This is a genomic window from Streptomyces sp. P1-3, assembly GCF_050613155.1.
Classification (GTDB): Bacteria; Actinomycetota; Actinomycetes; order Streptomycetales; family Streptomycetaceae; genus Streptomyces.
The window spans coordinates 4,406,222-4,430,112 of the sequence record NZ_CP192512.1 but is presented as its reverse complement, the minus strand read 5'-3'; the positions used below and the strand labels follow the sequence as shown (position 1 = coordinate 4,430,112).

The following is a 23,891-nucleotide window of genomic DNA, read 5'->3' as shown; positions in this document are numbered from 1 at the left end:
GCCCTCACCCCCAGGTCCCGGTCGGGCGGTAGCCGTACGCCGTCAGCTCGTCGATACAGGAGATGGGCGCGTGCGGGACGACCCGGCCGTCGGCCGTCTCCGCGAACACCTCGCTGGACAGGACGCGGCCGTCCACGCCGTTGACCTCCCGTACGGAGGTGACCATGCGCTGGAGCCGACCACCTTGCAGATAACTGTTTCGGCGTTCGATGAAGACGACGAAATTGACCGCGCCCGCCACGAGCATCTGACTGGCCTCGATCGGCAGCCGCTCGCTGGCCTGGAGCGCGTAGGTGGAAATACGGTTGAACACTTCGCTGGAGCTGTTCGCGTGAATCGTGGACAGCGAACCGTCGTTACCCTGCGACATGGCGTTGAGCATCGTCACGATCTCGTCACCCAGGACCTCACCGACGATGACCCGGGACGGGTTCATACGCAGCGAACGGCGCACGAGTTCGGCCATGGATATCGCGCCCAGCCCCTCGGAATTGGGCAGCCGCTCCTCAAAGGCCACGACATTCGGGTGGAGTTCCGGGAACTGGTCGAGCCCGAGCTCCAGCGCCCGTTCCACGGTGATCAGGCGCTCGGTGGGCGGAATCTCGTTCGCGAGCGCGCGCAGCAGCGTCGTCTTACCGGCGTTCGTGGCCCCCGCGATCATGATGTTCTTCCGGGCCCGTACGGCGCACGCGAGGAAATTCCCCAGTTCCGGGGTGAGCGTCCCGTTCCCCACCAGATCGGCCATGAACACCTTGCCGAGCCGGGCCCGGCGGATGGACAGCGCGGGCCGCCGGGTCACGTCCATCACGGCTGAGAGCCGGGACCCGTCGGGAAGCCGCAGGTCGAGCTGCGGATTGGCGGAGTCGAACGGACGGGAGGACAGGCCGGAGTACGCGCCGAGCACCTGGATGAGCTCGACCAGTTCCTCATCGGTCTCGGCGACCGGCTCGCCCGGCACCTCACGGCCGTCGGAGTAGCCCACGAACACCTGGTCGCAGCCGTTGATGTCGATGTTCTCGACATCGGGGTCGTCCAGCAACGGCTGGAGCCGGCCGACGCCGAACAGCGCGGCGTGCACCGCGGCGGCGTACTGCTCCTCGGTCTCCGCGTCCGGCGGCGTACGCCCGAAATTGATCTCCGTACGGGCGTAGTCCTCCAGGATCTGGGCGATCACCGCCCGCGCGTACTGCCGCTCGTCCTCGGTGGACATCGGGGCCGCGCCCGACGCCTGGTCCAGCCGCCGCTGCTCGGCGATGCGGTCACCCGCGTCCTGCCGGAACCGCTTGACCAACTGGTGGTCGACCGTGCTCATCGGTACGCCCCCGGCCCGCCGGGCTGCGCCCACGCGGCACCGTAGCTCTGGTGGAGGTCACCGACGACCTTGCGGGCCGAACGGATCAGCAGCGACTTGTCCAGCCGGCCGCGCCGGCGCCCGTTGAGCTGGGCGGCGCCCGCCGGGTCGTGGGCGATGACCCCGACCACCCGCGCGCCGCACTGCGCGGCCACGAGCATGTCGTTGACCTGCCCGGCCAGCTTGGCCCCCGTACCGGAATCGGCGATCAGCAGCACGCCGATGAGCGGTGTACCGAGCTGAGCGGCCCCGCGGTGCGCGCCGTGCAGCTTGGCCGAAAGCGCCCCGGCCCGGTCCCTGACGCGGGCCAGGTTCTCCGGCTCCGAACGGGCCACCAGCAGCACGAGCGACGCCTGCGGGAACATGTCCATGACCACGGAGTCCGCGCCGACGCGCCCGCAGTCCGCGATGACGTCGGCGGGACCGTGCGCGGACTGGGCGAGTCCGGCGAAGGCGTGCCCGAGGGTCGGCCACAGCCCGGTCAGCCCGGCCGACTGCTCCGACGTCGACAGCCCGACCAGCACCTCAAGGCCACCGGACATCGGCTGCGCGTGGTCCCACAACTGCTCGGCGGCCAGCCCGCGCCGCGCGGTGGCGGCGACGGACAGCATTCCCGTGTTGGGGTCCAACGGCCCACCGTGCGCCGCGACGCCGCGGTACACCAGGTCCCCGCCGGCCGGGTCCGCCTCGGCCAGCAGCGCACGCCGCGGCCAGACAGCGGAGATCGCGACGGCGGCAGTGGTGACGCCGGGCGAACCCTTGTCGGCGGCGAGAGCGATAAGCGCCATGTTCTTACGTGTCCTCGTATCCCTCTGACGGTGCCTGCGACAGCGCCCGCGGTACGGCCGCCCGGCCGCCGCGCGCGTGGTGCGGAGTCACTCGCCGAGCGTGTGGGCGACCGGTCCGCCGACTCACTCGGTGGCTCACTCGCCGGCCGCGGGGACCTTGACGATGGCCACCTCGCCGGCGGCCGCGGCCTGCACCAGGCCGGGAGCCTGGCTCTGTTCCGCGAGCACGGAGACGGGGAGGTCGGTGCTGCCGATGTCACCGCTGGAACGGTCGATCTTGTGCACCTTGACCGCCTGCGCGAGCACAGTGTTGGAGCCGCCACTGGACCCGCCCGAGGCCCCGGAGGACCCGTTCGAACTGCCCTTGTTGTCGGCGTCGCTCACCCGGAAGGCGGTGACGGTGTCCCCGGCCTCCAGGTCCGACGGGTACTGCCCGGCCTTGAGGGAGAGGCCCACGAGCACCTTGCCGTCGGGCAGGCCGTTGGCGTCCGAGGTCAGCATCGGAGCGACGAGGAGCGAGCCGGCCACGATGTCCTTGGTGGCGCGGTACTTCGCGATGGCATCCCGCTGATCCCATTTCACGTACTTGATACCGGAATCCTCGGCGACCAGAACGGATTCCATCGCGGATTCGGGAATCTTCTTCCCGGCGGTCACATCCTCCGTGATCTTCACGACCTCGATGCGGTCACCGGCCCGCAGCACGAGCACGGTCGCGCCCAGCGCGCCGACGAGGATCAACAGCACCGCCAACGCGGCCAGCGCGGGCTTGCGCTCACGGGGCGCGGACGGCAGCCGCTCCCCCACTCCTTGAGCCGGCGCCTGGCTCCCCCTGCCGTGCGCCGCCCCCGTGCGCTCCTGGATCTTCACGCCAACGCTCCCGCAAGTAATGTCCGAGTTCAGGGATTTGCCCCGCTACAGCCCCGCTCACGCGGCTCTGCGCAACCTGGTGCGCGTCTATGTCGGCGGACTGAGGACTGTCAAGTCATCGCACCGTATCAGGGGCACATAAACGCCTCAAGGTGCGCGGGTTCCAGCCATGCTCCGGCAGAGCCCCGACTCCCACCCTCCGCTTATCCACGCGCGTCCATGCCGGCCCGGGGGCGTCAGTCATCCGCGCCATCATCGATGGACTTTGCTTTTCTGATCTGCTCTGACACTCAATCGGACGCCCTTAGGAGATAGGGAAGTTGAAAAGCACACACGCACGATGGCGAGCCTGGCAGCACTCCTGACCGCCGCATCACGGGCCCCGACGGCGTGCGGCGGAGACTCGAAGTCCGGCGACGAGGACAAGATCGACGGCGCGAAGAAGACACCGACGTCGCCGGCACCGAGCGCGACGGCGCCGGGGGACGGGGTCAAGCGGCCGGAGATCAAGCTTCCGGTGACGTCCGGCACGTCTTCGAGGGGCGCGAGACCGGTGGCCCCAAGACGGATGCCGTGCTGGCCGACGATGAGCGGAACATTCTCGCCGAGGACGACGCCATCCTCCGCGGTGACCCCAAGTTCCCGGCCCTGAAGTTCTACAACACTGGTGAAGCACTTGTAGACGCGATCGATTGGGTGCAGCGCTACCTTGACGCCGATCTGAGCTTCACCGGTGAGATTCGATACTTCAACCGGGGTGTCGTGTTCGACGGATCCGGCAAAGCGCCGGCACGTGCCATCGGCCCAGGCGATGGCTCGCGTGGAGATGGAAATGCATCACGGCACGGAAAGGAAACAGACTGGACCCCGCCTGCCTGCTGGTACGAGCCGACGGTCTCGCCCAAGGAACTCAAGTCGTTGATCGAAGGTCTGGAAGAATCTAAAGGCTCCGCTGAACATCGGCCCCATCATCGGCAAGGCGTACAAGGCCCTCTTCCAGACGGACAAGTACAAAAGACGGCAGCATCGGCACGCCGTACTCCGAGGACGAGGAGGCCAGACCCCACCCTGCGGGATCACCTACCTCCGCTCCACCACCGACTCCGAGCCGCACAAGCTCAAGGCGACTCTCACGTGGGAGATCTCCTGGACGAGCACCACCGGGGAAGGCGGCAAGCTCCCCAGCGGCAGCTTCGGCACGACCACTGACATCACCGTCCAGGAAGTCCAGTCCATCAACCGCTGAACCGCACGAGCCACGACCGGGCGACCAGGCAATCCTCGGCTCGTTCTGCTGGCCCCCGGCCGTATCGTCCTGGCCGCCCCGCCCAAGCGCGTCTGGCGGAACCCCGACGATTCAATGGCCCAAGCCTTCCGAAAAGCGACCTCCCGATCCGTTTCTGATCACCGCACCACTGCCCGCAACCCCTCCCCGAGCAGCAACGGCCACCACCGCAGCGCGGCATGACGCAGCACCTATGCTGGCAGCCGAGGCACATCCGGCCCCAGACCAGACACGAACGGGAGCCTCCATGCGCGACCAGCGCAGCACGACCCGCACCCGAGCGCGCCTTTCCGGCCTGCGTCAGATGACACTGCCCCTCGCTGTCCTCTTGGCCGTCGGAGGATGCCTGCCAGGCTCGAAAGGCGACAAGGAGCAGGAGGACAGGGGCCCCACCTACGAGCAGGCCATGGACGCGCTGTACCCGGACGCGAAGAAGGCCGTGAAGGCGACGATGCCCGACGGCGACATCGAGGAGATCGCCGGCGGGCAGACCGAATGCGGCGGGCCCGACATCATCGACAGCAAGGACGCCAGCAAGCTCTTGGCCAATGCGGCGATCCGAGTGCCAGGAAAGCCTGAAGACAAGCGCTCCGCCGCTCGCCTGGTGGAAGAGGTCGTCGACAGCCTGCGAAGCCAAGGCTGGACCATCGAGCCGGGGCAGAACACTCCCCCGGGCCACTCCGACGGCGTCACGCGGAATGCAAGGAAGCCCGGGGTTTCGGGGATGGTGGAAGTGACGGCCTATCCCTTTCGGCTCACCTCGGGAAAGATCTCGCAGACCCTGATCGCAGATGTGATCACCGGGTGCCTACGCAACCCGAAGTGGAACAAGGACTAATCGCCCTTCTTCCCCTCATCCTTCATCCGCTTGGTGGCTTCCCGCTCGATCGCATCGGCCATGGTGTCCAACCGTCCCTTTCGGACACTGAGTTCACCACGGACCTTCGTCGCGTTCGGCCCCTGCCAACGATCGTCCGGCTTGGCGTCCTTATCCGCCGCGATCCTGATCGGCTCGTCGAGTAGATGCCTGACATCCTTCGCCAACTGCCTCAGGCGCTCAGCTTCCGTCGTTCCCATACCAAATCCCCCGAATCGCCAGGTCGGCCACATCGAAACCGGCCACCGTCTGACCAGAAACGGTACGGTACTCGACCATGGGGATGGTGCTCGCGGATCCGAACATGCTCGACCGCCTTGCGAAGTCGCTCGACAGCAAGGCAGAACAGATCACTCAGCTCAAGACCCGAGCCACGGGTCTCGACGTGGGATCGTCGGTCACCGGCCTGACTGCCTTGGCGACATGGCTGAGCGACACCGCACGAGATCTCCGCCGACGCGCCGGGATCCTCAGGAGCCCGTCGGAGTCGCCCTTCGGTTCGCTCTCCGCCTTCGGACTTCCCACGGGACTGGCCAAGAAGGACGGTGCGGGTGCCAAGCTCGCCAAGGAGCTTCAATCGGTCCTCGACCGGCAGAAGGGCGCCACGCCGAAGGAACGCGCTCAGGCGGTGAAGGACTACTTCGCCTCGCTCTCACCGGAGCAGCAGGCCGCGCTCGCGGCCGCCAAGCCGAATCTTGTGGGCAACCTGGACGGCGTTCCCGTCAACGTTCGCTTCGCGGCCAACCGGATATCGATTCAGAAGGAGTACGAGGAGGAGTCGGCGTATCTCAAGAAGCTCCCCAAAGACCATCCCGCCTTCAAGCGCACCCAAGCACGCGTCGAGGCACTGCGTGGGTTCATGAGTCCACGCGTGAAGACCATCATCGATCCGAAGACCAACAAGCCGGTCCAGGTCGAGGTGCCACGGCAGTTCCTGGTCTTCGACGCCCACTTCGGCTCGACCGCCGACTCAAAGGCCTCCCCCTTCCCTGACGGCCGGGTTGCCGAGGTAGTCGGCGACCTGGAGAACGCGAAAAACGTCGCCTTTCGCGTGCCGGGCATCACCAACCGCTTGGACAACTTCGACGGGTTCAGCAGCGGTGGCTACGAGTTGGTGAAGGACGGGAAGACCGAGCGTGCGGACACCGCGGTAGTCAGCTGGCTCGGTTACGACACCCCGGAGATCGGAGACTCCGTCGACCCGGCGAAGGCACTGGTCGGCGGTGAACGGCTCAACGCCTTCCGGCAAGGCATATCCGTCAATCTGCAGCCCGACGCGAAGGTCAACATCTTCGCGCACAGCTACGGCACGCTGGTGACCAGCAAGGCGCTGCAAAAGGGCATGAAGAACGTCGACACCGTGGTGTTCATGGGCAGCCCCGGCCTGGGTCCCAACATCAACTCGGTCGCCGACTTCCACATGCCCAACACCAAGTTCTACGCCATGCGCGCGCCGGAAGACCCGGTCTCGTACACACAGGGCCACGGAAAGGACCCGGCGGACTTCAAGGACATCACCCGCCTGAGCACCGAGAACGCCACCGGGCACTCGATGTACTACAACGCGGGCACCGGCTCCCTGGCAAACCTTCAGAAGGTCCTCTTCGACGGTGGCAAGCGCCTGACGTTCACCCACACCACCCTCGACGAAGAGATGACCGGCGCCACCGAGATGCGCGAACTGGTCGAGTTCCTGCACTCAAAGGTGCCGCCCGACGTGGTGACCAAGATGGGCGGTGAACTGGATCCGATCGTCCAGGACATCATGTCCGGCCGCATCGGCATCACCGATGCGATACGCCCATTGAACTCGGTGCTCAACAAGTACAACATGCTCGACCGGGTGGAGCCCGAGAAGCTCAAGGACGAGTTGGTCCGGCTCTCCGGGAACCTGGCGTACAAGGAGGCCTACAAGGCCGCCAAGGCGAAGGGCGCTCCCGACTGGGTCGCCACGGCCGCCGCCAACACGGCCAAGTTCGCCTCGGTCAAACTCCTCAATGCCGCCACCTGGCCGGTGGTCAAGGCCCTGGAGATCAACAGGCTCCAGAACAACGTCCGGCAGTTGCTCGGCGGCCTTGGCGAACAAGGGGGCCGGATCGTCGACGATACCGTCCAGATCGCGGGCTCCGCCAAGAACGCCAGCATCAATATCGCAGGCAACACCCTGGATACCCTCAGGCATCCCACGCACATATTCAAGAACACCGAGGCCTCCTGGAAGGAAGTCGAGGACTTCGGCGATACAGTCGTCAACAAGGGTGGCGATATCGTCGACGCGACCGTCGACGGCGGGAAGGTCCTGTGGGACAAGGGCGGCGATGCGCTCGACACCACGATCGATATCTTCAACCCCCTTGATTAGGCGTACTCGCGACGTCGACAGCACACATGCCGCAGCGCACGGAGGACCTCAGCGTGGTACGAGACGAAGCCCGGACCCGGCTCATCGCGGAAGTCGAGTCGATCATCACCGCGGTGATGCCCGATGCGACCGTGATGGAACTCCCCTCGGCCATCTCCAAAGAGAGCATCGCCGTCACGGCGTTCGACGCCTCGGACACGCGGAGCGCCCAGCAGCTGATCGAGGACCTCGGCACACAGCTGCGCTCGGCCGGCTGGGCGATCGATGACAGGGAGAAGGACGGCGAGGAGCCTGCCCTCACCGCCGCCAAACCCGGCATCGGCGGTGGAACATTCGGCGTCCAGAGCGCCGCGATCTCCTTCGCCGGCCTGGTGGACCGGGAATGAGCGCCGCCCGGACGCGGGGCATCAGGGCCGTGCTGGCCGCGACCGCTCTCCTGGCGGTGTCCGCGTGCGGTTCGTCCAATGGGTCCGACAATGCCTCCGCAGATCAGAAGAACCCAGACAAGGCGGTGGAAATGAACATCGACGACATCCAGAAGTCCGTCTCCGACGAGATCCGCGCCGCCATCAAGGCGGCGACCCCCGAGGCGGTCTACCCGAAGGACGAGTTCGGTGAGCCGAGCGGCTGCGGTGACGGCAAGCAGCAGTCCACGGTCCGGGTGGCAGGATGGGACCCGGACGAGACGCAGACCAATGACGACCTCATCAAGAAGAGCTCGGCCTACCTGACCTCGCGGGGCTGGCAGGTCTCTCCCGAGACCACGGCCAGCGACGACCGGTCGGCGATCGTCTCCAAGGACGGCCTGGGCGACGGGCGACTCTACGCGTCCAACCAGGGGCTCACCTTCACCGGGAAGACCGCGTGCACCGGGGACTGAGGCCACGCGCGAAGAGTGCAGCGGCCCCGCTCGGGCGCCGCTGCACTCCCCTATCGGCGAGCTGAGGACCGCCGGGTCATCGCACCGACTGCCCCGCCGCCGGGCCACCGGGCGGCAGGACACCCGGCTCGTCCACAGGCGGTTCGTCCGCCCCGGCCCCCGCGGTCTCGCCCTCTGCCTGAGCCCGCAGTTCCCGCGCCACCGTGTCCGTGCGCTCCCGGAGCGCTCGTATCCGCTCGGCGGTCTCGACCTTCATGGAGCTCGGCTCCGGCGGAACGACCGTGATGCCCATGGACTGGGCGGTGACGACGAGGCTGTAGGCCACATCCACCTGGTGGGCCAGCAGCGCCGTGCTGAAGAGGTTGGCGCGCAGGGTCTTCTCGCGGCCGAGCGTGCCCCGGTAGACGATCTCGCAGGCGACGTTGACGGAGTCCAGGCGCTGGTCGGACGCCTGCTCCAGGGCAGCCAGGACCACCGAGGCCAACCCTTCGACCACCTTGGTGACCGCCCACTTGCGCCCCGGGATCGGGGGCAGCAGTTCACGTATCCGGTCGATCTCGTTGTCGAGCGCGTCCGTCGTCATCGCGGCGAAGCCGTTGTGCAGTTGCAGGCGTACGACCTTCGACCACGGGATGTCCTCGCCGTCGAAGCCGACCGATTCCGGGCCGAAACGCAGCGCGCCTATGCTGTCCAGCGAACGCAGGGCCTTCGCGGTGATCGCGGGCACCCGCGGGTGGCGGCAGACCAGCGCGCCGAGCGAGAACTCCCACTCCTCGGCGGCGGGCGCGGCGGGAGCGGGCAGCGCACCGAGGACGCCGAGCACCCAGTCACCGGATGCGGTGGCACCCGTACGCCCCACCCGTGTACCGCGCCCCACGATGTCTTTGCCGGCGGCGGTCGCCGCCGAAGTCACCGCATCGCCAAGGCCGCGAAGCCTGTCCTTCACACCCATTCGCCCAAGTTCCCATTCATAGAAGTCGTCTTCGTGTGCATCCGCCTCTGAGGGCGTGCACTGCTTTCACGCCAGATCATGCCCGTTGGTTCTTCCCAACTGTCGCCAGCACCTCCGATAGCCTCGTGTGGTCACGCAGGGGGAGGAGACCGTTACATGCTCGACGTTCACCGACCGGATAGTGAGCAGCAGCCTGCGCCAGTACCACCCACGACGCCAACCGCGGAGCTGAACAAAGCTGCCCAGTGCAGCGTCACCGCGGCCGCCACAGGGGTTCTCTCCATCATCACCATCCCCAGCCTGCCGCCCTTTTGGTTCTTCATGGGGTTCTGGGGCGGCAGAAGGGTCGGACGTGGTTGGGCCTCGTCGGCATCCTGACGGGCTGGCTGCTTGTCATCATCTGCCTGCTGGTCGTAGTGAGGAGACGACGTGGCGATCGGGATAGGCGGGGCGCGGGAGGAAGAAGCCCCCGTGCCCGCCGTCGAGTGGGCCAGAGTACGCGAGTTCACCATGGGAACCGTGGAGCGTCCTGCCACGGCGAAGCGTGCCCGGCCCGTGCGCGGTCCGCGGGCCATCCGCGTCCCCAAGGGTGCGGGTAGCTCACAGGTGTTCGCGCCCTGCGTCTACATCGCCCCGCCGGCGCCGCCCGCACCTGCGGGCGCTGTCGAGCCGTGCCTGTTCGAGGACCCCGAATCGCAGCGCCTGCTGTGCTACCTCGTCGCCGACGGGGAAGTCGAGAGCGAGGGGGAACGCCGGTTCCAGGTGTGCGACGGTCAAGGCCAAGAGATCGGCACTATTCGCCGCATTCCTTCCTCCAAGCGGATGTTCAAGCACACATGGCGCATTCATCAGCCTGGACAGGCAGAAGTCGTCGGGCGCAATCAGTGGGCCAGCGGGGATGCCAAGCGGATCGCCGAGCGGGGAGCCGGCAAGGTCTTCACGGATCTGCTGAATAGCGTGGCCAGCGGGGGAGCTGAAGGCGGTGATCAAGGCAGCCCCATCCGCAAGAGCCGCACGCTGGAGTGGTGGGCCGATGGGCAGTTGGTCATGGTCTCCGAAGGCACCAAGTTGGTCACGATCAAGGCGGAGTGGCTGGACCGCCGCCTCGCGTTCGCGTTCGCTCTGCTCGGAGACCGCTGAGGAACGCCGACGCATTCGGGGGGTTCGGTGCGCAATGTCAATCCGGAAGACTTAGAACAGCTCTCCAAGCTCATCGACGGCAGGGGCGGTATAGGGGACCAGCTCCAGGAAGCCTTCACCCGGGCAGGCAGTCTCGGGGTGAGCTCCCAGTTGGAGACTCTCAAGCCGCTCGGCACCTGGGTTACGGAGAACGGACCGGATCTTCGTAAGCGCGCGGCCATCGCCCGGCTCGAAAGCGGCGATCCCGAAGCGGGGCTGCGGTGGGCCGGATTCACCACGGAGGACCTGGAGAGGTACCAGGGCGACGGGCTCACTCCCGACGCCCTGCTGCTCGCCAACTCGGTCGCCGCCAGTGCCGACCCGAACGCTGAGGCCTTCCAGCGCAGGGCCGACGAGTCCTTGAACGTCTGGTTCGACCGCCTCAAAGCCCACGCGATCGCACAGCTTCCCGGCCTTCAGCCGCACGAACCGACGATCCAGACGATCATCGGCCTCCTGGGCGACTGGACGTCGGCCGCGGGGGCGGCAACCGTTGTCACCATCCAGGCCACGGCGCTGACCAAGATACTGGTCGGCAACGCGCTCTGGCAGAGCCCGCAACTGCGGGCCTGGAAGATCCGTATCGGCGCGGTGCTGCGCGGTTCCTCCAACGGAACGATCCAAGGTTGGGGAAGCGGCATCGTCAGATGGACGCCTCCGATCAGGTCGCTGTCCGCGCCGGGGAGCTGGCTGCCGGGCAGAATCGCCGCGTGGGCGGGGGCCACGGGCCGGGTGCCCTTCACCAACGGGACCATCTCCCAGCACACCGGCAGCGCTTACAACTCCGCCCGTCGGCTGCCCTTCATGCGCGTCCCGATCTTGAACGGCATGTCGGCCAACGGGGTGATCAACGCAATCGTCGGTTCGGACGCGCTCGCCGCGATGTACGGCGGAACCACCCACTCCGGGCAGGCGGTCTCCCGCGCCGCCAACGCCAGCCTCCTGACGGTGGCCAAGGACATGTACGCGGACAGCCGCGCCGTCGGTGCGTCGCCGGGGACAGCGCTGGGCAGGGGTGCCGGGGCGGCCGCGAAGGTCGCGGGGGTGCTGCGCGGTGCCGGAATCGTCGGCGGTGCGGGGGCGACCTACCTCGCCGCCGACGAGCTCTACCACCGGGGGCTGCCATGGCAGAACGGGAACTTCAGCACCCGTGAGAAGGGCGCTGCCTACGTCGCCAATGTCGCCGAAGTCGGCTTCCACGCCTCGCTCACCGCGGCCACCGTCTCGCCCAACCCCGTCACCATCGGAGCCACCGTCGTGTTCGGCGGTGTCTACGTCGGCGCCAAGGTCGTCCAGCACTGGGACCCCGTCAAGGAGTGGCCGGAGAAGGCGGCGGGCTGGGTCGGTGACACGGCCCAGAACGTCGCCTCCGAAGCCAAGGACAAGGCCGAGGACATCGCTTCCGATGCCAAGGACAAAGCCGAGGAGGCGTTCAAGGACGCCGGCAAGGCACTCAATCCCATGAACTGGGGGTGACGAACACCGGGAAGCCGCGGAACCGGTCGGGTCAGCGCGTCATCCGTCGATCAGGTCCGCCTTGTCGGGGAGGAGGTCCGTGATCTTCTCCCAGATCTCGCGCGTCGTCGTACGCACCAGGCACAGCTCGCTCTCAGGCCCGACCTGCCCTTCCAGGATGGGCTCTTCGGGCTTCACCCTGATCCAGTAGCCGCGCGGTCCGCAGTCCCACACCGCCAGGGCCCGGACCATCGCGGCCCGCTCGGCCTCGTGCTTGCCGTCCCAGGCGGTGGTGACTCGCCACATCGCGTTCATGGCCAGGATGAGCTCCGTGAGCTCGGTCAGCTCCGGCTCCCGGGGAGCGCCGGCCTCGGTCAGTGCCTTGCGGATGAGCTCCCTGGTCGCGGTCTCATCGCCCTCCCCCTCGCCCAGCGCCGTGAAGGCCGCGTCAAGGGCGCCCATCGTCGTCTCGATACGGGAGACGTCCGACGCCGCGTCGTCATCGGTCTGCAGGTTGACCATGCGGGCCAACTCCCAGACCAGGCTGTGCGGGGCGATGGGCGTGTACTCGGACTCCTCCTCACCGGGCCAGCCCTCATGGGCAATCACGGCCTCCTGGCCGACCATGACGCCGTGGTTGATCGTCCCGTGCTCACCCGTGACCTCCACGGTCACCAGTACCAGCGGCTCGGTCAGAGCGCCGAGGAGATCCCTGAGGATGGGCGCCAGTTCGCCCTCCTCGCCGACCAGGCCGATCTACTGGAGTTCGCCCAGTGAAGGCCAGAGTTCGTCGGGCGGGGTCTCGCCGTCCAGGAGATGGGCTAATACCGCGATATGGCGGTCCGCCAGGCGGAACCGCGCACGGGAGCTGTCGTAGGAAGGCATCGAAGGTGTTTACCTCGGTCTCTCGTTGCGAGGCCGCCGGAGTCCCACCGGCGGCGTGCGCTACTTCTTCGGCTTACTCGCGTCTTCGGCTGCCTTGTCGGCGTCCTTGGCCGCAGTACGCAGCGCCTCGGCCACCGTGTGACACTTCGTCTTCCAACCCGCCAGGTCGCCGCGCACCTGGGTGGCATTCGGACCGGCCCACTTCTTCATCGTTTCGGTGCTGTATTTATTCGGCTTGCTGACGAGCGAATCGATATGGTTCGCGAGCGCGCGCAACTGCGTAGCTCGTTGTTGCTGGGCCTGGATTTCCGGATCCGCCATGCCGGCTCCCCCCTAGTCGCACAGTTGACTCAGCATAGCTCTCCATGCCGAGACGCCCCCGTGATCACGGTGGTTCTCCCGCCGCTCCGGCCGTATGCATCAGCTCCGTCACAAGGGCATGCACCGGTTACAGGATCGACACCGGGTGCGGTAGCGTCCATCCGTGCAGGCGGGACGTCCGTTTGCCTCTAGCACACACGGGGAGGAGCGCCACATGTCGATGGATCGCGGCGCACAGCTCGACAGGCTCAAGAAGCTCTATGAGGACTTCGACAAGAAGGCCGGCGACCTCGCCACCCTCATCAAGACCCTGAACACCGAGACGACCGGTAGCGACAGCTACTGGAAGGGTCCGAAGGCCAACTCCTTCCGTGACGAGTGGCAGAACGTGAAGCCGACCTTCGACAAGTTCGTCGAGACGCTGCGCAGCGCCAGCAAGTCGGCCAGGACGAGCCACGACAACATCGAGCGCGCGACCTGATATCAGGCGGTCGCACCGCCGCTGTTCGCGAGGCCGGGGGCGTCAACCATCGGGTTGACGCCCCCGGCCTCGTCTTTTTTGGGACATCACATGCGGACATCACGCCCGGACATCACGCGTCCATTACGCCCTGAATCGGCATGGTGCTCCCGCCGCGTACGAACAATCCACTTCCGGGGGAGCCCGCGCCGCTGTTCGCGGGAATCCGGATATTGAACACCTCGCCGTCCGAAGCGCTCTGCGGAGTCAGCAGCATGCCGTTGCGCGTCTTTCGGGCCTCGGTGACGAAGCCCCGGTACTGCGACGACAACGTATCCGTGGCACCGGCCGCGATCAGCCCGTGGTCACCGTCCATCCCGCTGCGCAGAACGGCCTCCAGCGGCTCGTCCAACGCCTCGTCATACAGCAGCTCCGCGTCGTCGACGATCACGACGTAGGGGCCGCTCGCCTTGTTCAGGGCGCTCTCCAGGTCGTCCTCTCGGCTGTCCCCGTTCAGTACGCCCAACACCCCGTCCTGGCCCTCCAGATCGCGCAGCGGCGAACGGCGCGGCGTGATCACCACGATCTGCGTGCCGAAGCGCAGCAGGGAGCGCGCCGCGCCCATCAGCATCGTGGAGCGGCCCGACTTCGGCGGTCCGGCGATGACGAAGCCCGGCCCGGACTCCTGGAGGTCCACGCCCACCGGTGCCAGCTCGTCGCCGCCCACGCCCAGCATCACCCACAGCGGCGACGGCGGTGCGAAGTCCGGCTCCAGAGCGAACGCCTCCCGCGAGGTGATGCGCGCGGGCAGCGCGTCGACCCGCATCGGGCGAAGGTGCTTCGGCGCGTCCTGGGCGTGCTCGCTCACCTCCTGGCCGATCCGCCGCAGCGCCTCGACCTGGGCCTGGCCGGCGGGGTCCGCCGCCAGCAGACCGAGCTGAGTCTCCTCCACACCGTGGTCGGCCAGCCGCAGCGCGCGCCCCGGCGGCATGTCCTTGGGGATGTCGCGCATCTGGAATCCGGCCGTGGCGTAGTCGCCGGGATCCGCGAGCCGCAGCACCAGGCGCTCACCGAAGACGGAGGAGACCTGGCCGGTCAGGCCGCTGCGGTCGGCCGTCATGACCACGCGCAGGCCGACCGAGGCACCCTCGCGGAACATCCGCTGCATGGACTCGATCAGCTGGCCGTAGTTGTAGTTCTCGAACGTCGAGGTGAAGCCCTCCCACGCGTCGAGCAGGATCACCATCCACGGCAGCCTCTCGTCCGGCTCCGCCACGGCGCGCTGCTCGGCGGCACTGGACATGCCCTGCATGGCGAGCATCTGCTGGCGGCGCGAGATCTCGGCGAGCAGCCGGTCGATCAGCCGGCGGACGCGATCCGGCTGGTCACGGGTGACCACGGCGCCGACATGCGGAAGGCCGACCAGCGGCAGCAGGGCGTTGGAGCCGCAGTCGATGGCGTAGACGTGCACATCGCGCGGCGAGCTGCCCGCGGCCAGCGAGCCCGCGAGCGTACGCAGCGCCGTGGAACGCCCGGACCGCGGCCCGCCGATCAGCATGGTGTGCTCGCCGCCCACCAGGTCCAGGGCGAAGGCCTTGCGGGCCTGCTCGGCCGGCAGGTCCGTGAGTCCGAACGGCGCCGGGGCCACGTCCTGGCCGGTGGCGGCGGTCGCCGGCAGGTCCTGCAGCGTCACGTGCTCGGGCAGCGGCGGCAGCCAGGGGCTGCGCGGCTGCCCGAAGCCCATGCGGTCCGAGCCGTCCCGTACGGCGTCGACGAGGACGGCCAGGTCGGTGACCATCGTGCCATCGTCCTCTGCCTCCGCCACCCTCGGCAGCGGGCGGCTGTACGACGGCCCGGACAACGGCAGCAGCGTTGCCTTGGGGCCGGACTGTCCGGTGCTCGGGCGCCTGCCACCGATCCGCGCGGACTGCACACCCACCAGGGACTGCGCCCCGGACCGCACGTAGGCGCGGCCCGGCGTGGACTTGGAGATGGCGCCGGAGTCCGGGGCGTCGATCACGTCCTGCGACTCCGAGGCGTCGGTGACCCGCAGCGCGATGCGCAGGTTGGTGTTGGCCCGGATGTCCGCGCTCACCACACCGGCCGGACGCTGGGTGGCCAGCACCAGGTGGACGCCGAGCGACCGGCCTCGCCGGGCGATGTCGACCAGACCGGCGATGAAGTCCGGGAGTTCGGCGACCAGCGACGCGAACTCGTCGATGATCAGGACGAGCCGGGGCATCGGTTCGAGCTCCGGGCGGAGCTTGCGGGTGTCGTTGTAGTCCTCGATGTCCTTGGCGCCCGCCTCGAAGAGGATCTCCTCGCGACGCTTCAGCTCCGCCGCGAGCGAGGCCAGCGCCCGTTCGGTCAGGTGCGCGTCGAGGTCGCTGACCATGCCGACGGTGTGCGGCAGCCGGGCGCAGTCCTGGAAGGCGCTGCCGCCCTTGTAGTCGATGAGCACGTAGTTGAGCGCGTCCGGCCGGTTGACCACCGCCAGCGAGGCGATGATGGTCTGCAGCAGCTCGGACTTACCGGCACCGGTGGTGCCGGCGACCAGGGCGTGCGGGCCGTCGCGCCGGATGTCGAGCAGGAACGCTCCGTCGGCGGCGATGCCGATCGGCGCCTCGGTGGACGAACCGCCCGCGCGCCAGATCCGTTCGATGTCCGCCCCCGTGGGGTCCGGCATGCCGAGCATGGTCAGCAGCCGGGCGGAGGTGGGAAGCGCGCTGTCGGCGTCGTCGCGGCTGACGTCCCGAACCGGCGCGAGGGAACGGGCGACCAGCTCACACCAGTCCAGCGCGACCTGGTCCGCCAGGACCTCGCCGACCGCTTCGAGGCCGGAGCCGCGCAGATGGACGCGGGCGGTGGACTGCGGGGTCCAGCAGACCGCGGCCATGCACTCCTCGGGGAGCAGCCGCTCGTCCTCGTCGAGGCAGAGGGCGAACATGCCGTACTGCGGGCCTTCCTGGAGCAGTTGCGGCACACCGGGCATACGGCGCAGCAGTCGTGCCCCGTCCAGGATGACCAGGACGAACGGGTCGGGGCGCAGTGCTCCGCCGGTGTTGTACTGGTCCTTGGTCGACTTGCGCCGTTCCAGCTCGGTCAGCAGCTCGTTGACCCGGCGGGCGACGGCCTCGGGGTCGGAGCCGAGCAGCGCGAGGCAGTCCTGTCCCAGCTGCGGGGCGGTGTGCGGCAGCCAGTGCGCCCAGTCCCAGGCCGACCCGGCCTCCGCGCCCGAGGAGAGGATCACCAGGGACAGGTCGCGCGGGCTGTGCAGTGCGGCGGCCTGCACCGCCAGCCAGCGGGCGGTGCTGAGCGTACGGGTGCGGTCGCCGGCCACGCCGATGATGCCCAGTTCGCCGTACGACAGCAGGACCGGTACGTCCGCGACCACCGGCGGCTGCGGCGCCTCGTCGTCGTAGAACTGGTTGCTGCCGCGGGTGGCGACCAGCTCGATCTCGGCCGGGAGGTCAGCCAGCCCCAGGCGCAGTTGCATGGCGTCCGGGTCGGTGATGCGGCGCTCCCACAGGCGGCGGCGCGGCCCGGTGGCGAACAGCAGGACCTCGGCCGGGTCGGGGAAGGCGCGCCGGCGCTCCCGCTGGTCCTCCTTGCCGAGCCGGGCCAGCTCCGCCTCGTGCTCGGCGAGTTCCTTCTTGTACTGCTTCATCGACTTGCGGAACCGCTTGCGCCCGTACCGCGCTTCGCTGACCCAGTGCCCGATGATCATCAGCGGCGACATGAGGCAGAACAGCAGCATGTAGATCTGCTTGGTCATGAAGTACATGGCCAGGCCGAAGCCCAGGGGGATCAGGGAGGACAGCAGCTCGAAGCGCGGCTTCTCCCCCTTCCCCGGCATCCCGGGTACGGCGAGGCGGGGGCGGGGGCGCAGCGGGGAGAGCCTGGGCGGCCGGTTGTAGGCGAGGCCGCCCTCCCCGGTGGGGGCGAGGTGGGCGTCCGGCTGGCCGGGCGCGTCGAGGATGAACAGGGAGTCGCCCACCTTGAGCATGGCGCCGGGCGGCCATGGGCGTTCGCCGGTGACGGGTTCCTCGTCGAGGAGCATCGGCGCGCCGGAGAGCGGGACGAGGGTGACCCTGCCGTCGGCGTTCACCGTGACCCGTACCGCACCCGGCGGCAGGCCGGGGTCGGCGACCTGGAGGGTGCAGCCGTGCTGGGAGCCGATGGTGGCCACGCCGGCCATCAGCCGGACGACGCGTCCGGCGCCGGGACCGCCGACCACGCGCAGCTCGTGGCGCCCGGTCGGCTCACCCGCCCGCAGATACGGGCCGACATTGGCATCGACCGTGACCCGCATCCCGTCGCGGAGCACGGCCCCGACGGGCTCTTCGGGGGCGCAGCGGCGGCCGTCCACCCACAGATGCGCGCGGGCCGGCTCCTGGCCGTGCCCGGCGAAGCCCGGTGCCTTGCCGCGCATGGGTACGACGACGGACGGCGGCTGGGCGTGACCGGGGCTGCCGGGGGCCGCTCCGGGCTGCCCGCCCACTGCCGCGGCCAGGGCTTCCGCCACGTCGGAGGCGGTGGCGGTGTCATCCGCGGTGACCATCACATCCTGCGGCTCGGCCCCCTCCCGGACGGCCGTCACCAGGACTCGCATGACTGTGTTCCTCCCCGTCGGCCCGGTACGGACCGCTCACTCTCACCGGCCCAGTGAGGCTATCCGCTTCGCATATTTCCTGGTACCGGCGCAGCACCGGCCTCGCACCGGCGCCGCGTCGCACTCCGCGCACTGCCCCCGCGATGATTCCCGGCCGCGGGGTCCTGCCACAAGACGAAACCGAGAGAAGGCGGTGACCTGCACACTCCGCCCCTTCTTGGCACAAGTATTCGTACGTATCTGGCCATATGATCGGGCTGGGTTTCCACATTCACCTCAGCGGAAGGCCGGATCATGGGGGACGAACGGCGCCATATCAACCCGGGCGACGTGGAGCAACTGGCCAAACTCCTGGACGGAAGAGGCGGGCTGGGCGACCAGCTCAGCGAGGCATTCACCCGTGCCAGGAATCTCGGGGTGTCGGACAAACTGTCCACGCTCAAGCCGATGACGACATGGGTGACCCAGACGGCCCCGGACCTCCGCAAGCGCGCGGCGATCGCCCGGCTGGAGGACGGCGATCCGATGGCCGGTCTGCTGTGGGCCGGCTTCACTCCCGAGGAGCTGAAGGCGTACAAGGGCCAGCCGCCCGGCGGCGAGGTCCTGATCCTGGCCAACTCGGTGGCGGCCAGCGACGACCCGGCCGCGTACGAGTTCCACCGGAAGGACGGCGAGTCGTTCGACGAGTACGTCAAGCGCCTCACCGGGCACGCGCTGACCCGGATTCCCGGACTCGAGGCGCATGAGCAGAGCGCGATCAAGATGATCGAGGGCGCCACGGCATGGGCCGGGGCCACCGCCGGTACGGCCGTCTTCTTCGGCAGCGGCGGCGGCGCCGTGATGACCTGGCTGAAGAACTCGGCGAAGACCGGCAAGCTCGCCGCCAGCGCCACCTCCTGGGCGGCGAGCACCAACCCCGGGCTGCGGGCGATGGGCAACTGGCTCAGGGCAGGCCCGATCCGTTCGCTCCCGGCGCCGGGCACCTGGATGGCCACCCAGCTGGGTACGCGGCTCTCGGGCGCCCCCTTCCTGCCGTGGCAGGCGAACTCCGCGGTCAACGCCGGGTGGGACGCGGCGCGGGCCAGCAGCGCCGCCAATGGGCGGGTACTCTTCGGGCTCTCCCCCATGGGCTTCACCCAGGCTTTTGTGGGCTCCGACGAACTCGCGGCCGTCTACGGCGGGCTGACCCACTCCGGCCAGGTCCCGCGGGCCGCCCAGGCCAGCCTGTGGACCGTCTACAAGAACGCGTCCGGGCTCCAGAAGGCGGCCAACACGGTGGTGCCCGCCGCGGAGACCGCCTCGCCCTTCCTCAAGGGGATGGGCGCGGCCAGCAAGACCGCCGGTGTGTGGCGCGGGGCCGGCATCGCGGGCTCGGCCTTCGGCGCGGTCTACGGTGGATACGACCTCTACACCCAGGGCAATCCGGTCGACCGGTTCAAGGAGAACCCGGCCGCCTACACCTCGGATGTGGCGGGCACCGCCTTCAACGTGTGCATGACGGCCGCGCTGATCAACCCCAACCCGGTCTTCGTCGGCGCCGCCGCCGTGACGGGCATCGTCTACGCCGGTGCGACGGTCGTCGAGCATTGGGACGACATCAAGGTCGGTGCGAAGAAGGTGGGCGGCTTCGTCAAGGACAAGGCGAAGTATCTGAATCCGGGGAACTGGTTCTGACCGGCTCGGGGCGCGGAGGCCTTCTCTTCCGACTCTTCCGACTCTTCCGAAGCGCCACGACGTGAACAGGAAGTCCGTTATGAGCAGCATCACGTTCACCCTCGACCCGTACATCTCCCAGCCGGACCGCGCCCAGTTGAAAGACAGCTCGCCGCGGCACGTTCCCGCGACGGTCGTCGGCCGGCGCGGCGTGATCGGGGAACTGGGCGAGGTCGCGGTGGAGCACACCGACGACCGCGCGTACGACGGGGGCGCCCAGCGCACCCGGGCCCAGGTGCGCGGAGCGGCGGTCCCGGCGGTCGTGCTGACCGGCCGTGCCGTCTGGGGCTCCGCGCCCTCCCTGGACCAGGCGGAACTCACGGTCGACGGCGCCCCGGTCGCCCTGGAGCACAACGTGATGGGGGCCAAGAACACGGCCCGTGCCCTGCGATTCAGCCATGCCGGACACGCGTACACCTACACCGTGCTGCCCAGGAGCAAGGGCGCCGAGCTGCGCCGCGACGGGGTGCGCGTGCTGCTGGAACCCGTGAAGGGCACGGGCGGTCGGCGGATCACGCGGGGCACGGTCGAGGGCCCGGCCGAAGCGGTCGACGTGGCGCTGGCGGTGCTCTTCGAGGAGGTGGACACGGGGCTGCTGAGCCTGAAGGGCGCGGCGGCCCACGCGCCCTTCCATCTCCTGGACCGGCTCGCACGGCCGAATCGCGCGCCGGGCCAGTGAGGTCGCGGCGGCGCCGGGGCGGCGGCGCGGCGGTCGGCGGCTGATCAGCCGGCCGCCCACGGCGCCGGTCCGCCGCCGTGGGCGTCTGTCCGCGGTCGCGGGCGTCTGTCCGCGGTCGCAGGCGTCTGTCCGCCGCCGCGGTAATCGGCCAGCCGTCGCGGGCGTCAGTCCGCCGTCGCGATGTCCGCTGAGCCGGGGAAGAGGTCCGCGAACATCTCCCAGACCTCGCCCTTCGACACCCGCACCAGCCGCAATGCGGTCTCCGGCGTGGGCTGGCCGGGGAGGACGGGCTCCGCGGGGCTCTGCCGGTGCCAGTAGCCGTGCGCTCCGCAGTCCCAGACCGCCAGTCCGCGCACCTCGGGCGCCGTCCCGTCCTCGGCCTTGCCCTGCCAGGTCACCGAGATCCGCCAGCTCGCCTTGAGCGACGTGATCAGGTCCACGAAGCACGACAGGGGCGCCTCGTCGAGTCCGCCGGCCTCGGCCAGGACCGCCCGCGCGCGCTCCGCGGCCACACCCTCCCGCTCCAGCTCTTCCGCCGGCAGCTGGCCCAGATCGGCGAAGACCGCGTCCAGGGTGCCGACGGTGGACTCGACGACCGGGGCGCCCGCGACGGCGGCGTCGTCCTCGGAGCGGCGCAGATTGACCATCCGGGCGAGTTCCCAGGGAAGCATCGCGGGCTCGATCGGAACGTACTCGGACTCCTCCTCCCCTGGCCACGCGCTATGGGCGATCGCGCTCTCCGCGCCGGTGACGATGCCGGAGTTGAGCACTCCGTGCTCGCCGCTGACCTCGACCTGGATCACCACCACGGGCAGGTCCAGAACGCCGATCAGCTCCGCGAGCACGGGGGATATGCGGTCGTCCGGCGCGACCAGCCCGGCGTCGCGCAGTTCGGTGACCGACTGATCGAGTTCGCCAGGGACCGGGCCGCCCTTGACGAGGTGGCCGAGCGCCGCGATGTGGCGGTCGGCCAGGCGGAGCCGGTCACGGGAGCTGTCATATGAAGGCATGGTCTCTCTTACTTCCTGGCCGCGCGCCACAGAGCGTCTACTTGTCGTGCTGTCAGCCTGTTATACAGCGGGGCCGCCGGGGCAGACGTGCCGTGGCCTGCGGCTACACCGGCACCGCCGACGCGATGAACGACTCCACGGCGCGGCGCCAGCCCTCCGGTTGGTCGTAGTGGAGGAGGTGTCCGGCGTCGGGGACCTCCGCGTACTCACCGCGGGGGAGGACGCGGACCATCTCCTGGGCCTCGGCGCGGCCCAGTTCTCCGTCCAGGCCGCGGATGACCAGGGTGGGGCAGGCGACCTGGGCCAGCTCTTCCCAGTGGGCGTCGTGGACCCAGGTCTCACGGGACGTCAGCATCTGGCGGCGGGAGAAGACCGGGCGCCAGCCGTCGGAGCGCTCGGTCATGACCTCGGCGTAGAACTCGCCGCGGGAGGGGTTGGGGCGCTCCAGCCAGGGGTCGTCCTCGCCGAACCATCTGCGGACGTCGGCGAGGGTGGCGAAGGGCAGCGGCCAGGAGGCGAACCAGTCGGCCCACTCGCGCTGGGAGGCGGCGCCCAGGGCGGAGGCGCGCATGTCGCTGATCACCAGAGCCTGGACCAGGTCGGGGCGGCGGGCGGCGAGCTGCCAGGCGGTGAGGGCGCCCATCGAGTGGCCGATGAGGACGGCCGGGGCGAGCCCGAGCTGGACGGCGGCGGCCTCGGCGTCGTCCACATACGCCTCGCGGGTGTACGGCCCTTCGGGTGGTTTCTCGCTGCGTCCGTGGCCACGCTGGTCCAGGGCGACCGCGCGGTGCCGGGCGGCGAGCCAGCGGGCCGTCCCGGCCCAGTGCGCCGCGCGGCCCATCAGCCCATGGAGCAGCAGCACTCCGGGATCCCGCCGCTCCGTGTCACCGCCCGCCCCGGTCTTGGGCGGGTCGGTGAACTCCCAGGCAGCAAGCCGCACACCGCCGGCTCCGGTGACATCGATACGCCGCGCCATGTGTCCTGGCACCCCCATTCCGGTCTCGTCGAGCCCTGTACACCTCAGGCTATCGAACGACTATTCGAACAGGGGGTTTTGTCGCCCAACACCCCTCGTTCGAGTGACGGCTCTTCAGGAATGTTCGCCTCCGCATAGGGGAGACAGCTAACGGGAGGCGGACGGCTCGGGGAAGGGAGTCCGCCGGAGGCGACCTTGAGAGCTCGGGGCTTCGGGTCGCCACCGCCTCCGGCGGCAGGGCGCGCAGCGCGGGTCCGGTCGCCGGAGGTGCCAAGGGGAGAACAGGGGGGACATGGGGAGGCGGGGCCCCGGCGACACAGCGCGCCGGGGCCTTGTTGTCGTCCGCGGTCGTCGCGGCCTCGTCAGCGCGCCGCCGTGGATCAGCGCCGCGCCGGCGCCGTGGATCAGCGCTTCGCCACGAACACGTGCGACGCGATCTCCGTCTCCAGCTCCGCGGCCTCGCCGCCGCTGCCCACCAGCACACCGCCCGCCGACTCCGTCACGCTGACGACCGAGCCCGGCTGCACACCGGCCCGGCGCAGCGTGTACATCAGCTGCGCGTCCGTCTGGATCGGCTCGCCGATCCGGCGCACGACCACGGTCTTGCCCTCGACGCCCGGGTCCAGCTCGGTGAGGCTCACCATGCTCTCGTCCAGGAAGGGGTCCGCCTCGGCCTTCTCGCCCAGCTCCTCCAGGCCCGGGATCGGGTTCCCGTACGGCGACTCGGTCGGGTGCCGCAGCAGCTCCAGCACGCGGCGCTCCACCGCCTCGCTCATCACGTGCTCCCAGCGGCACGCCTCCGCGTGCACCTGCTCCCACTCCAGCCCGATGACATCGACCAGCAGGCACTCGGCGAGGCGGTGCTTGCGCATCACACGGGTGGCCAGCCGCCGGCCCTCGTCCGTCAGCTCCAGATGCCGGTCGCCGGCGACCTGGACCAGCCCGTCTCGCTCCATGCGCGCCACCGTCTGGCTGACCGTCGGGCCGCTCTGATCGAGCCGCTCGGCGATACGGGCGCGCATGGGGACCACACCTTCCTCTTCGAGCTCAAGGATGGTGCGGAGATACATCTCCGTGGTGTCGATCAGTCCGGACATGCGTGCCCCTCAGATGTGTCGTGCGGTGGCCCTGTCCTCAATTCTGACGCATCCCACTGACAAGGGGGCTCCGTCGGGCCCGTCAGCCCGGCCGGTGATCCGCCGGTGATCCGTCGGCGGCCCGGTCAGTCGTCCTGCC

Annotated in this window: 21 protein-coding genes; 10 read left to right on the top strand and 11 right to left on the bottom strand. The window is 69.1% G+C overall.

The window, feature by feature from the left end:
* Positions 1 to 4 precede the first annotated feature (4 nt).
* The 3 genes from ACQUSR_RS19155 to ACQUSR_RS19145 all read right to left on the bottom strand — a co-directional run bounded on the left by ACQUSR_RS19155 (position 5) and on the right by ACQUSR_RS19145 (position 3,009).
* Positions 5 to 1,312 carry a CpaF family protein gene (locus ACQUSR_RS19155; protein WP_431043796.1) on the bottom strand — a complete coding sequence of 436 codons (1,308 nt, stop codon included), beginning with the start codon at positions 1,310 to 1,312 and terminating at the stop codon, positions 5 to 7.
* Complete coding sequence (locus ACQUSR_RS19150) at positions 1,309 to 2,139, bottom strand: hypothetical protein (protein ID WP_431043795.1); 831 nt, start codon at positions 2,137 to 2,139, stop codon at positions 1,309 to 1,311. The genes ACQUSR_RS19155 and ACQUSR_RS19150 overlap by 4 nt, the downstream gene beginning before the upstream one ends.
* 135 nt (positions 2,140 to 2,274) lie before the next feature.
* Positions 2,275 to 3,009, bottom strand: a complete 735-nt coding sequence (locus ACQUSR_RS19145; RefSeq protein WP_431043794.1) for a hypothetical protein — start codon at positions 3,007 to 3,009, stop codon at positions 2,275 to 2,277.
* Between the two features lie 1,532 nt (positions 3,010 to 4,541).
* Between ACQUSR_RS19145 and ACQUSR_RS19140 the strand changes: the two genes are divergently transcribed.
* Entirely contained in the window at positions 4,542 to 5,132 is a 591-nt protein-coding gene (locus tag ACQUSR_RS19140) for a hypothetical protein (RefSeq protein ID WP_431043793.1), read from the top strand.
* Here the strand turns inward: ACQUSR_RS19140 and ACQUSR_RS19135 are convergent.
* Positions 5,129 to 5,371: a hypothetical protein gene (locus tag ACQUSR_RS19135; protein WP_431043792.1), complete on the bottom strand. Its 243-nt coding sequence runs from the start codon at positions 5,369 to 5,371 to the stop codon at positions 5,129 to 5,131. The genes ACQUSR_RS19140 and ACQUSR_RS19135 overlap by 4 nt on opposite strands.
* Positions 5,372 to 5,448: 77 nt before the next feature.
* Here ACQUSR_RS19135 and ACQUSR_RS19130 point away from each other — a divergent pair, with 77 nt between their 5' ends.
* The 3 genes from ACQUSR_RS19130 (at position 5,449) to ACQUSR_RS19120 (ending at position 8,413) form a co-directional block, all read left to right on the top strand.
* Positions 5,449 to 7,533 (top strand): alpha/beta hydrolase, encoded by a 2,085-nt coding sequence (locus tag ACQUSR_RS19130; protein ID WP_431043791.1) that lies wholly within the window; start codon positions 5,449 to 5,451, stop codon positions 7,531 to 7,533.
* Positions 7,534 to 7,559: 26 nt separating this feature from the next.
* A complete protein-coding gene (locus tag ACQUSR_RS19125) occupies positions 7,560 to 7,919 on the top strand; it encodes a hypothetical protein (protein WP_431043790.1) in 360 nt (119 codons plus the stop codon).
* A gap of 131 nt (positions 7,920 to 8,050) precedes the next feature.
* Positions 8,051 to 8,413: a hypothetical protein gene (locus ACQUSR_RS19120; RefSeq protein WP_431043789.1), complete on the top strand. Its 363-nt coding sequence runs from the start codon at positions 8,051 to 8,053 to the stop codon at positions 8,411 to 8,413.
* A gap of 76 nt (positions 8,414 to 8,489) precedes the next feature.
* Here ACQUSR_RS19120 and ACQUSR_RS19115 read toward each other — a convergent pair whose 3' ends face one another.
* Entirely contained in the window at positions 8,490 to 9,365 is an 876-nt protein-coding gene (locus ACQUSR_RS19115) for a hypothetical protein (RefSeq protein ID WP_431043788.1), read from the bottom strand.
* Between the two features lie 429 nt (positions 9,366 to 9,794).
* Between ACQUSR_RS19115 and ACQUSR_RS19110 the strand changes: the two genes are divergently transcribed.
* Entirely contained in the window at positions 9,795 to 10,505 is a 711-nt protein-coding gene (locus tag ACQUSR_RS19110) for a hypothetical protein (protein ID WP_431043787.1), read from the top strand.
* Between the two features lie 27 nt (positions 10,506 to 10,532).
* On the top strand, positions 10,533 to 12,020 hold the full coding sequence (locus ACQUSR_RS19105; protein WP_431043786.1) for a PE-PGRS family protein: 1,488 nt from the start codon (positions 10,533 to 10,535) through the stop codon (positions 12,018 to 12,020).
* A 39-nt stretch (positions 12,021 to 12,059) separates the two neighbouring features.
* On the opposite strand, the gene ACQUSR_RS19100 is transcribed toward ACQUSR_RS19105, so the two are convergent.
* Positions 12,060 to 12,626, bottom strand: coding sequence for a hypothetical protein (locus ACQUSR_RS19100; protein ID WP_431043785.1), 567 nt, complete (start codon positions 12,624 to 12,626; stop codon positions 12,060 to 12,062).
* 6 nt (positions 12,627 to 12,632) lie between these two features.
* Here ACQUSR_RS19100 and ACQUSR_RS19095 point away from each other — a divergent pair, with 6 nt between their 5' ends.
* A complete protein-coding gene (locus ACQUSR_RS19095) occupies positions 12,633 to 12,776 on the top strand; it encodes a hypothetical protein (RefSeq protein WP_431043784.1) in 144 nt (47 codons plus the stop codon).
* A 168-nt stretch (positions 12,777 to 12,944) separates the two neighbouring features.
* Here the strand turns inward: ACQUSR_RS19095 and ACQUSR_RS19090 are convergent, their stop codons facing one another.
* On the bottom strand, positions 12,945 to 13,205 hold the full coding sequence (locus ACQUSR_RS19090) for a hypothetical protein (protein ID WP_431043783.1): 261 nt from the start codon (positions 13,203 to 13,205) through the stop codon (positions 12,945 to 12,947).
* A 214-nt stretch (positions 13,206 to 13,419) separates the two neighbouring features.
* Between ACQUSR_RS19090 and ACQUSR_RS19085 the strand changes: the two genes are divergently transcribed.
* Complete coding sequence (locus ACQUSR_RS19085) at positions 13,420 to 13,686, top strand: WXG100 family type VII secretion target (protein WP_431043782.1); 267 nt, start codon at positions 13,420 to 13,422, stop codon at positions 13,684 to 13,686.
* A 112-nt stretch (positions 13,687 to 13,798) separates the two neighbouring features.
* Here the strand turns inward: ACQUSR_RS19085 and ACQUSR_RS19080 are convergent, their stop codons facing one another.
* A complete protein-coding gene (locus ACQUSR_RS19080; protein ID WP_431043781.1) occupies positions 13,799 to 18,277 on the bottom strand; it encodes an FtsK/SpoIIIE domain-containing protein in 4,479 nt (1,492 codons plus the stop codon).
* A gap of 294 nt (positions 18,278 to 18,571) precedes the next feature.
* Between ACQUSR_RS19080 and ACQUSR_RS19075 the strand changes: the two genes are divergently transcribed.
* Both ACQUSR_RS19075 and ACQUSR_RS19070 read left to right on the top strand, forming a co-directional pair.
* Positions 18,572 to 19,951 carry a PE-PGRS family protein gene (locus ACQUSR_RS19075; RefSeq protein ID WP_431043780.1) on the top strand — a complete coding sequence of 460 codons (1,380 nt, stop codon included), beginning with the start codon at positions 18,572 to 18,574 and terminating at the stop codon, positions 19,949 to 19,951.
* Positions 19,952 to 20,030: 79 nt separating this feature from the next.
* Positions 20,031 to 20,669: a hypothetical protein gene (locus ACQUSR_RS19070; protein WP_431043779.1), complete on the top strand. Its 639-nt coding sequence runs from the start codon at positions 20,031 to 20,033 to the stop codon at positions 20,667 to 20,669.
* 164 nt (positions 20,670 to 20,833) lie between these two features.
* Here the strand turns inward: ACQUSR_RS19070 and ACQUSR_RS19065 are convergent, their stop codons facing one another.
* The 3 genes from ACQUSR_RS19065 to ACQUSR_RS19055 all read right to left on the bottom strand — a co-directional run bounded on the left by ACQUSR_RS19065 (position 20,834) and on the right by ACQUSR_RS19055 (position 23,752).
* Entirely contained in the window at positions 20,834 to 21,679 is an 846-nt protein-coding gene (locus ACQUSR_RS19065) for a hypothetical protein (protein ID WP_431043778.1), read from the bottom strand.
* A 103-nt stretch (positions 21,680 to 21,782) separates the two neighbouring features.
* Entirely contained in the window at positions 21,783 to 22,655 is an 873-nt protein-coding gene (locus tag ACQUSR_RS19060; RefSeq protein ID WP_431043777.1) for an alpha/beta fold hydrolase, read from the bottom strand.
* Positions 22,656 to 23,059: 404 nt separating this feature from the next.
* Positions 23,060 to 23,752, bottom strand: coding sequence for a metal-dependent transcriptional regulator (locus tag ACQUSR_RS19055; RefSeq protein ID WP_431043776.1), 693 nt, complete (start codon positions 23,750 to 23,752; stop codon positions 23,060 to 23,062).
* Positions 23,753 to 23,891: the final 139 nt, after the last annotated feature.

Bases quoted from the DNA above. Each gene is read 5' to 3' on its own strand.
- ACQUSR_RS19155 (WP_431043796.1), bottom strand. From the start codon at position 1,312: ATGAGCACGGTCGACCACCAGTTGGTCAAGCGGTTCCGGCAGGACGCG.
- ACQUSR_RS19060 (WP_431043777.1), bottom strand. From the start codon at position 22,655: ATGGCGCGGCGTATCGATGTCACCGGAGCCGGCGGTGTGCGGCTTGCT.
- ACQUSR_RS19135 (WP_431043792.1), bottom strand. From the start codon at position 5,371: ATGGGAACGACGGAAGCTGAGCGCCTGAGGCAGTTGGCGAAGGATGTC.
- ACQUSR_RS19065 (WP_431043778.1), bottom strand. From the start codon at position 21,679: ATGCCTTCATATGACAGCTCCCGTGACCGGCTCCGCCTGGCCGACCGC.
- ACQUSR_RS19100 (WP_431043785.1), bottom strand. From the start codon at position 12,626: ATGGTCGGCCAGGAGGCCGTGATTGCCCATGAGGGCTGGCCCGGTGAG.
- ACQUSR_RS19055 (WP_431043776.1), bottom strand. From the start codon at position 23,752: ATGTCCGGACTGATCGACACCACGGAGATGTATCTCCGCACCATCCTT.
- ACQUSR_RS19140 (WP_431043793.1), top strand. From the start codon at position 4,542: ATGCGCGACCAGCGCAGCACGACCCGCACCCGAGCGCGCCTTTCCGGC.
- ACQUSR_RS19130 (WP_431043791.1), top strand. From the start codon at position 5,449: ATGGGGATGGTGCTCGCGGATCCGAACATGCTCGACCGCCTTGCGAAG.
- ACQUSR_RS19120 (WP_431043789.1), top strand. From the start codon at position 8,051: ATGAACATCGACGACATCCAGAAGTCCGTCTCCGACGAGATCCGCGCC.
- ACQUSR_RS19115 (WP_431043788.1), bottom strand. From the start codon at position 9,365: ATGGGTGTGAAGGACAGGCTTCGCGGCCTTGGCGATGCGGTGACTTCG.
- ACQUSR_RS19085 (WP_431043782.1), top strand. From the start codon at position 13,420: ATGTCGATGGATCGCGGCGCACAGCTCGACAGGCTCAAGAAGCTCTAT.
- ACQUSR_RS19150 (WP_431043795.1), bottom strand. From the start codon at position 2,139: ATGGCGCTTATCGCTCTCGCCGCCGACAAGGGTTCGCCCGGCGTCACC.
- ACQUSR_RS19075 (WP_431043780.1), top strand. From the start codon at position 18,572: ATGGGGGACGAACGGCGCCATATCAACCCGGGCGACGTGGAGCAACTG.
- ACQUSR_RS19080 (WP_431043781.1), bottom strand. From the start codon at position 18,277: ATGCGAGTCCTGGTGACGGCCGTCCGGGAGGGGGCCGAGCCGCAGGAT.
- ACQUSR_RS19090 (WP_431043783.1), bottom strand. From the start codon at position 13,205: ATGGCGGATCCGGAAATCCAGGCCCAGCAACAACGAGCTACGCAGTTG.
- ACQUSR_RS19125 (WP_431043790.1), top strand. From the start codon at position 7,560: ATGCCGCAGCGCACGGAGGACCTCAGCGTGGTACGAGACGAAGCCCGG.
- ACQUSR_RS19070 (WP_431043779.1), top strand. From the start codon at position 20,031: ATGAGCAGCATCACGTTCACCCTCGACCCGTACATCTCCCAGCCGGAC.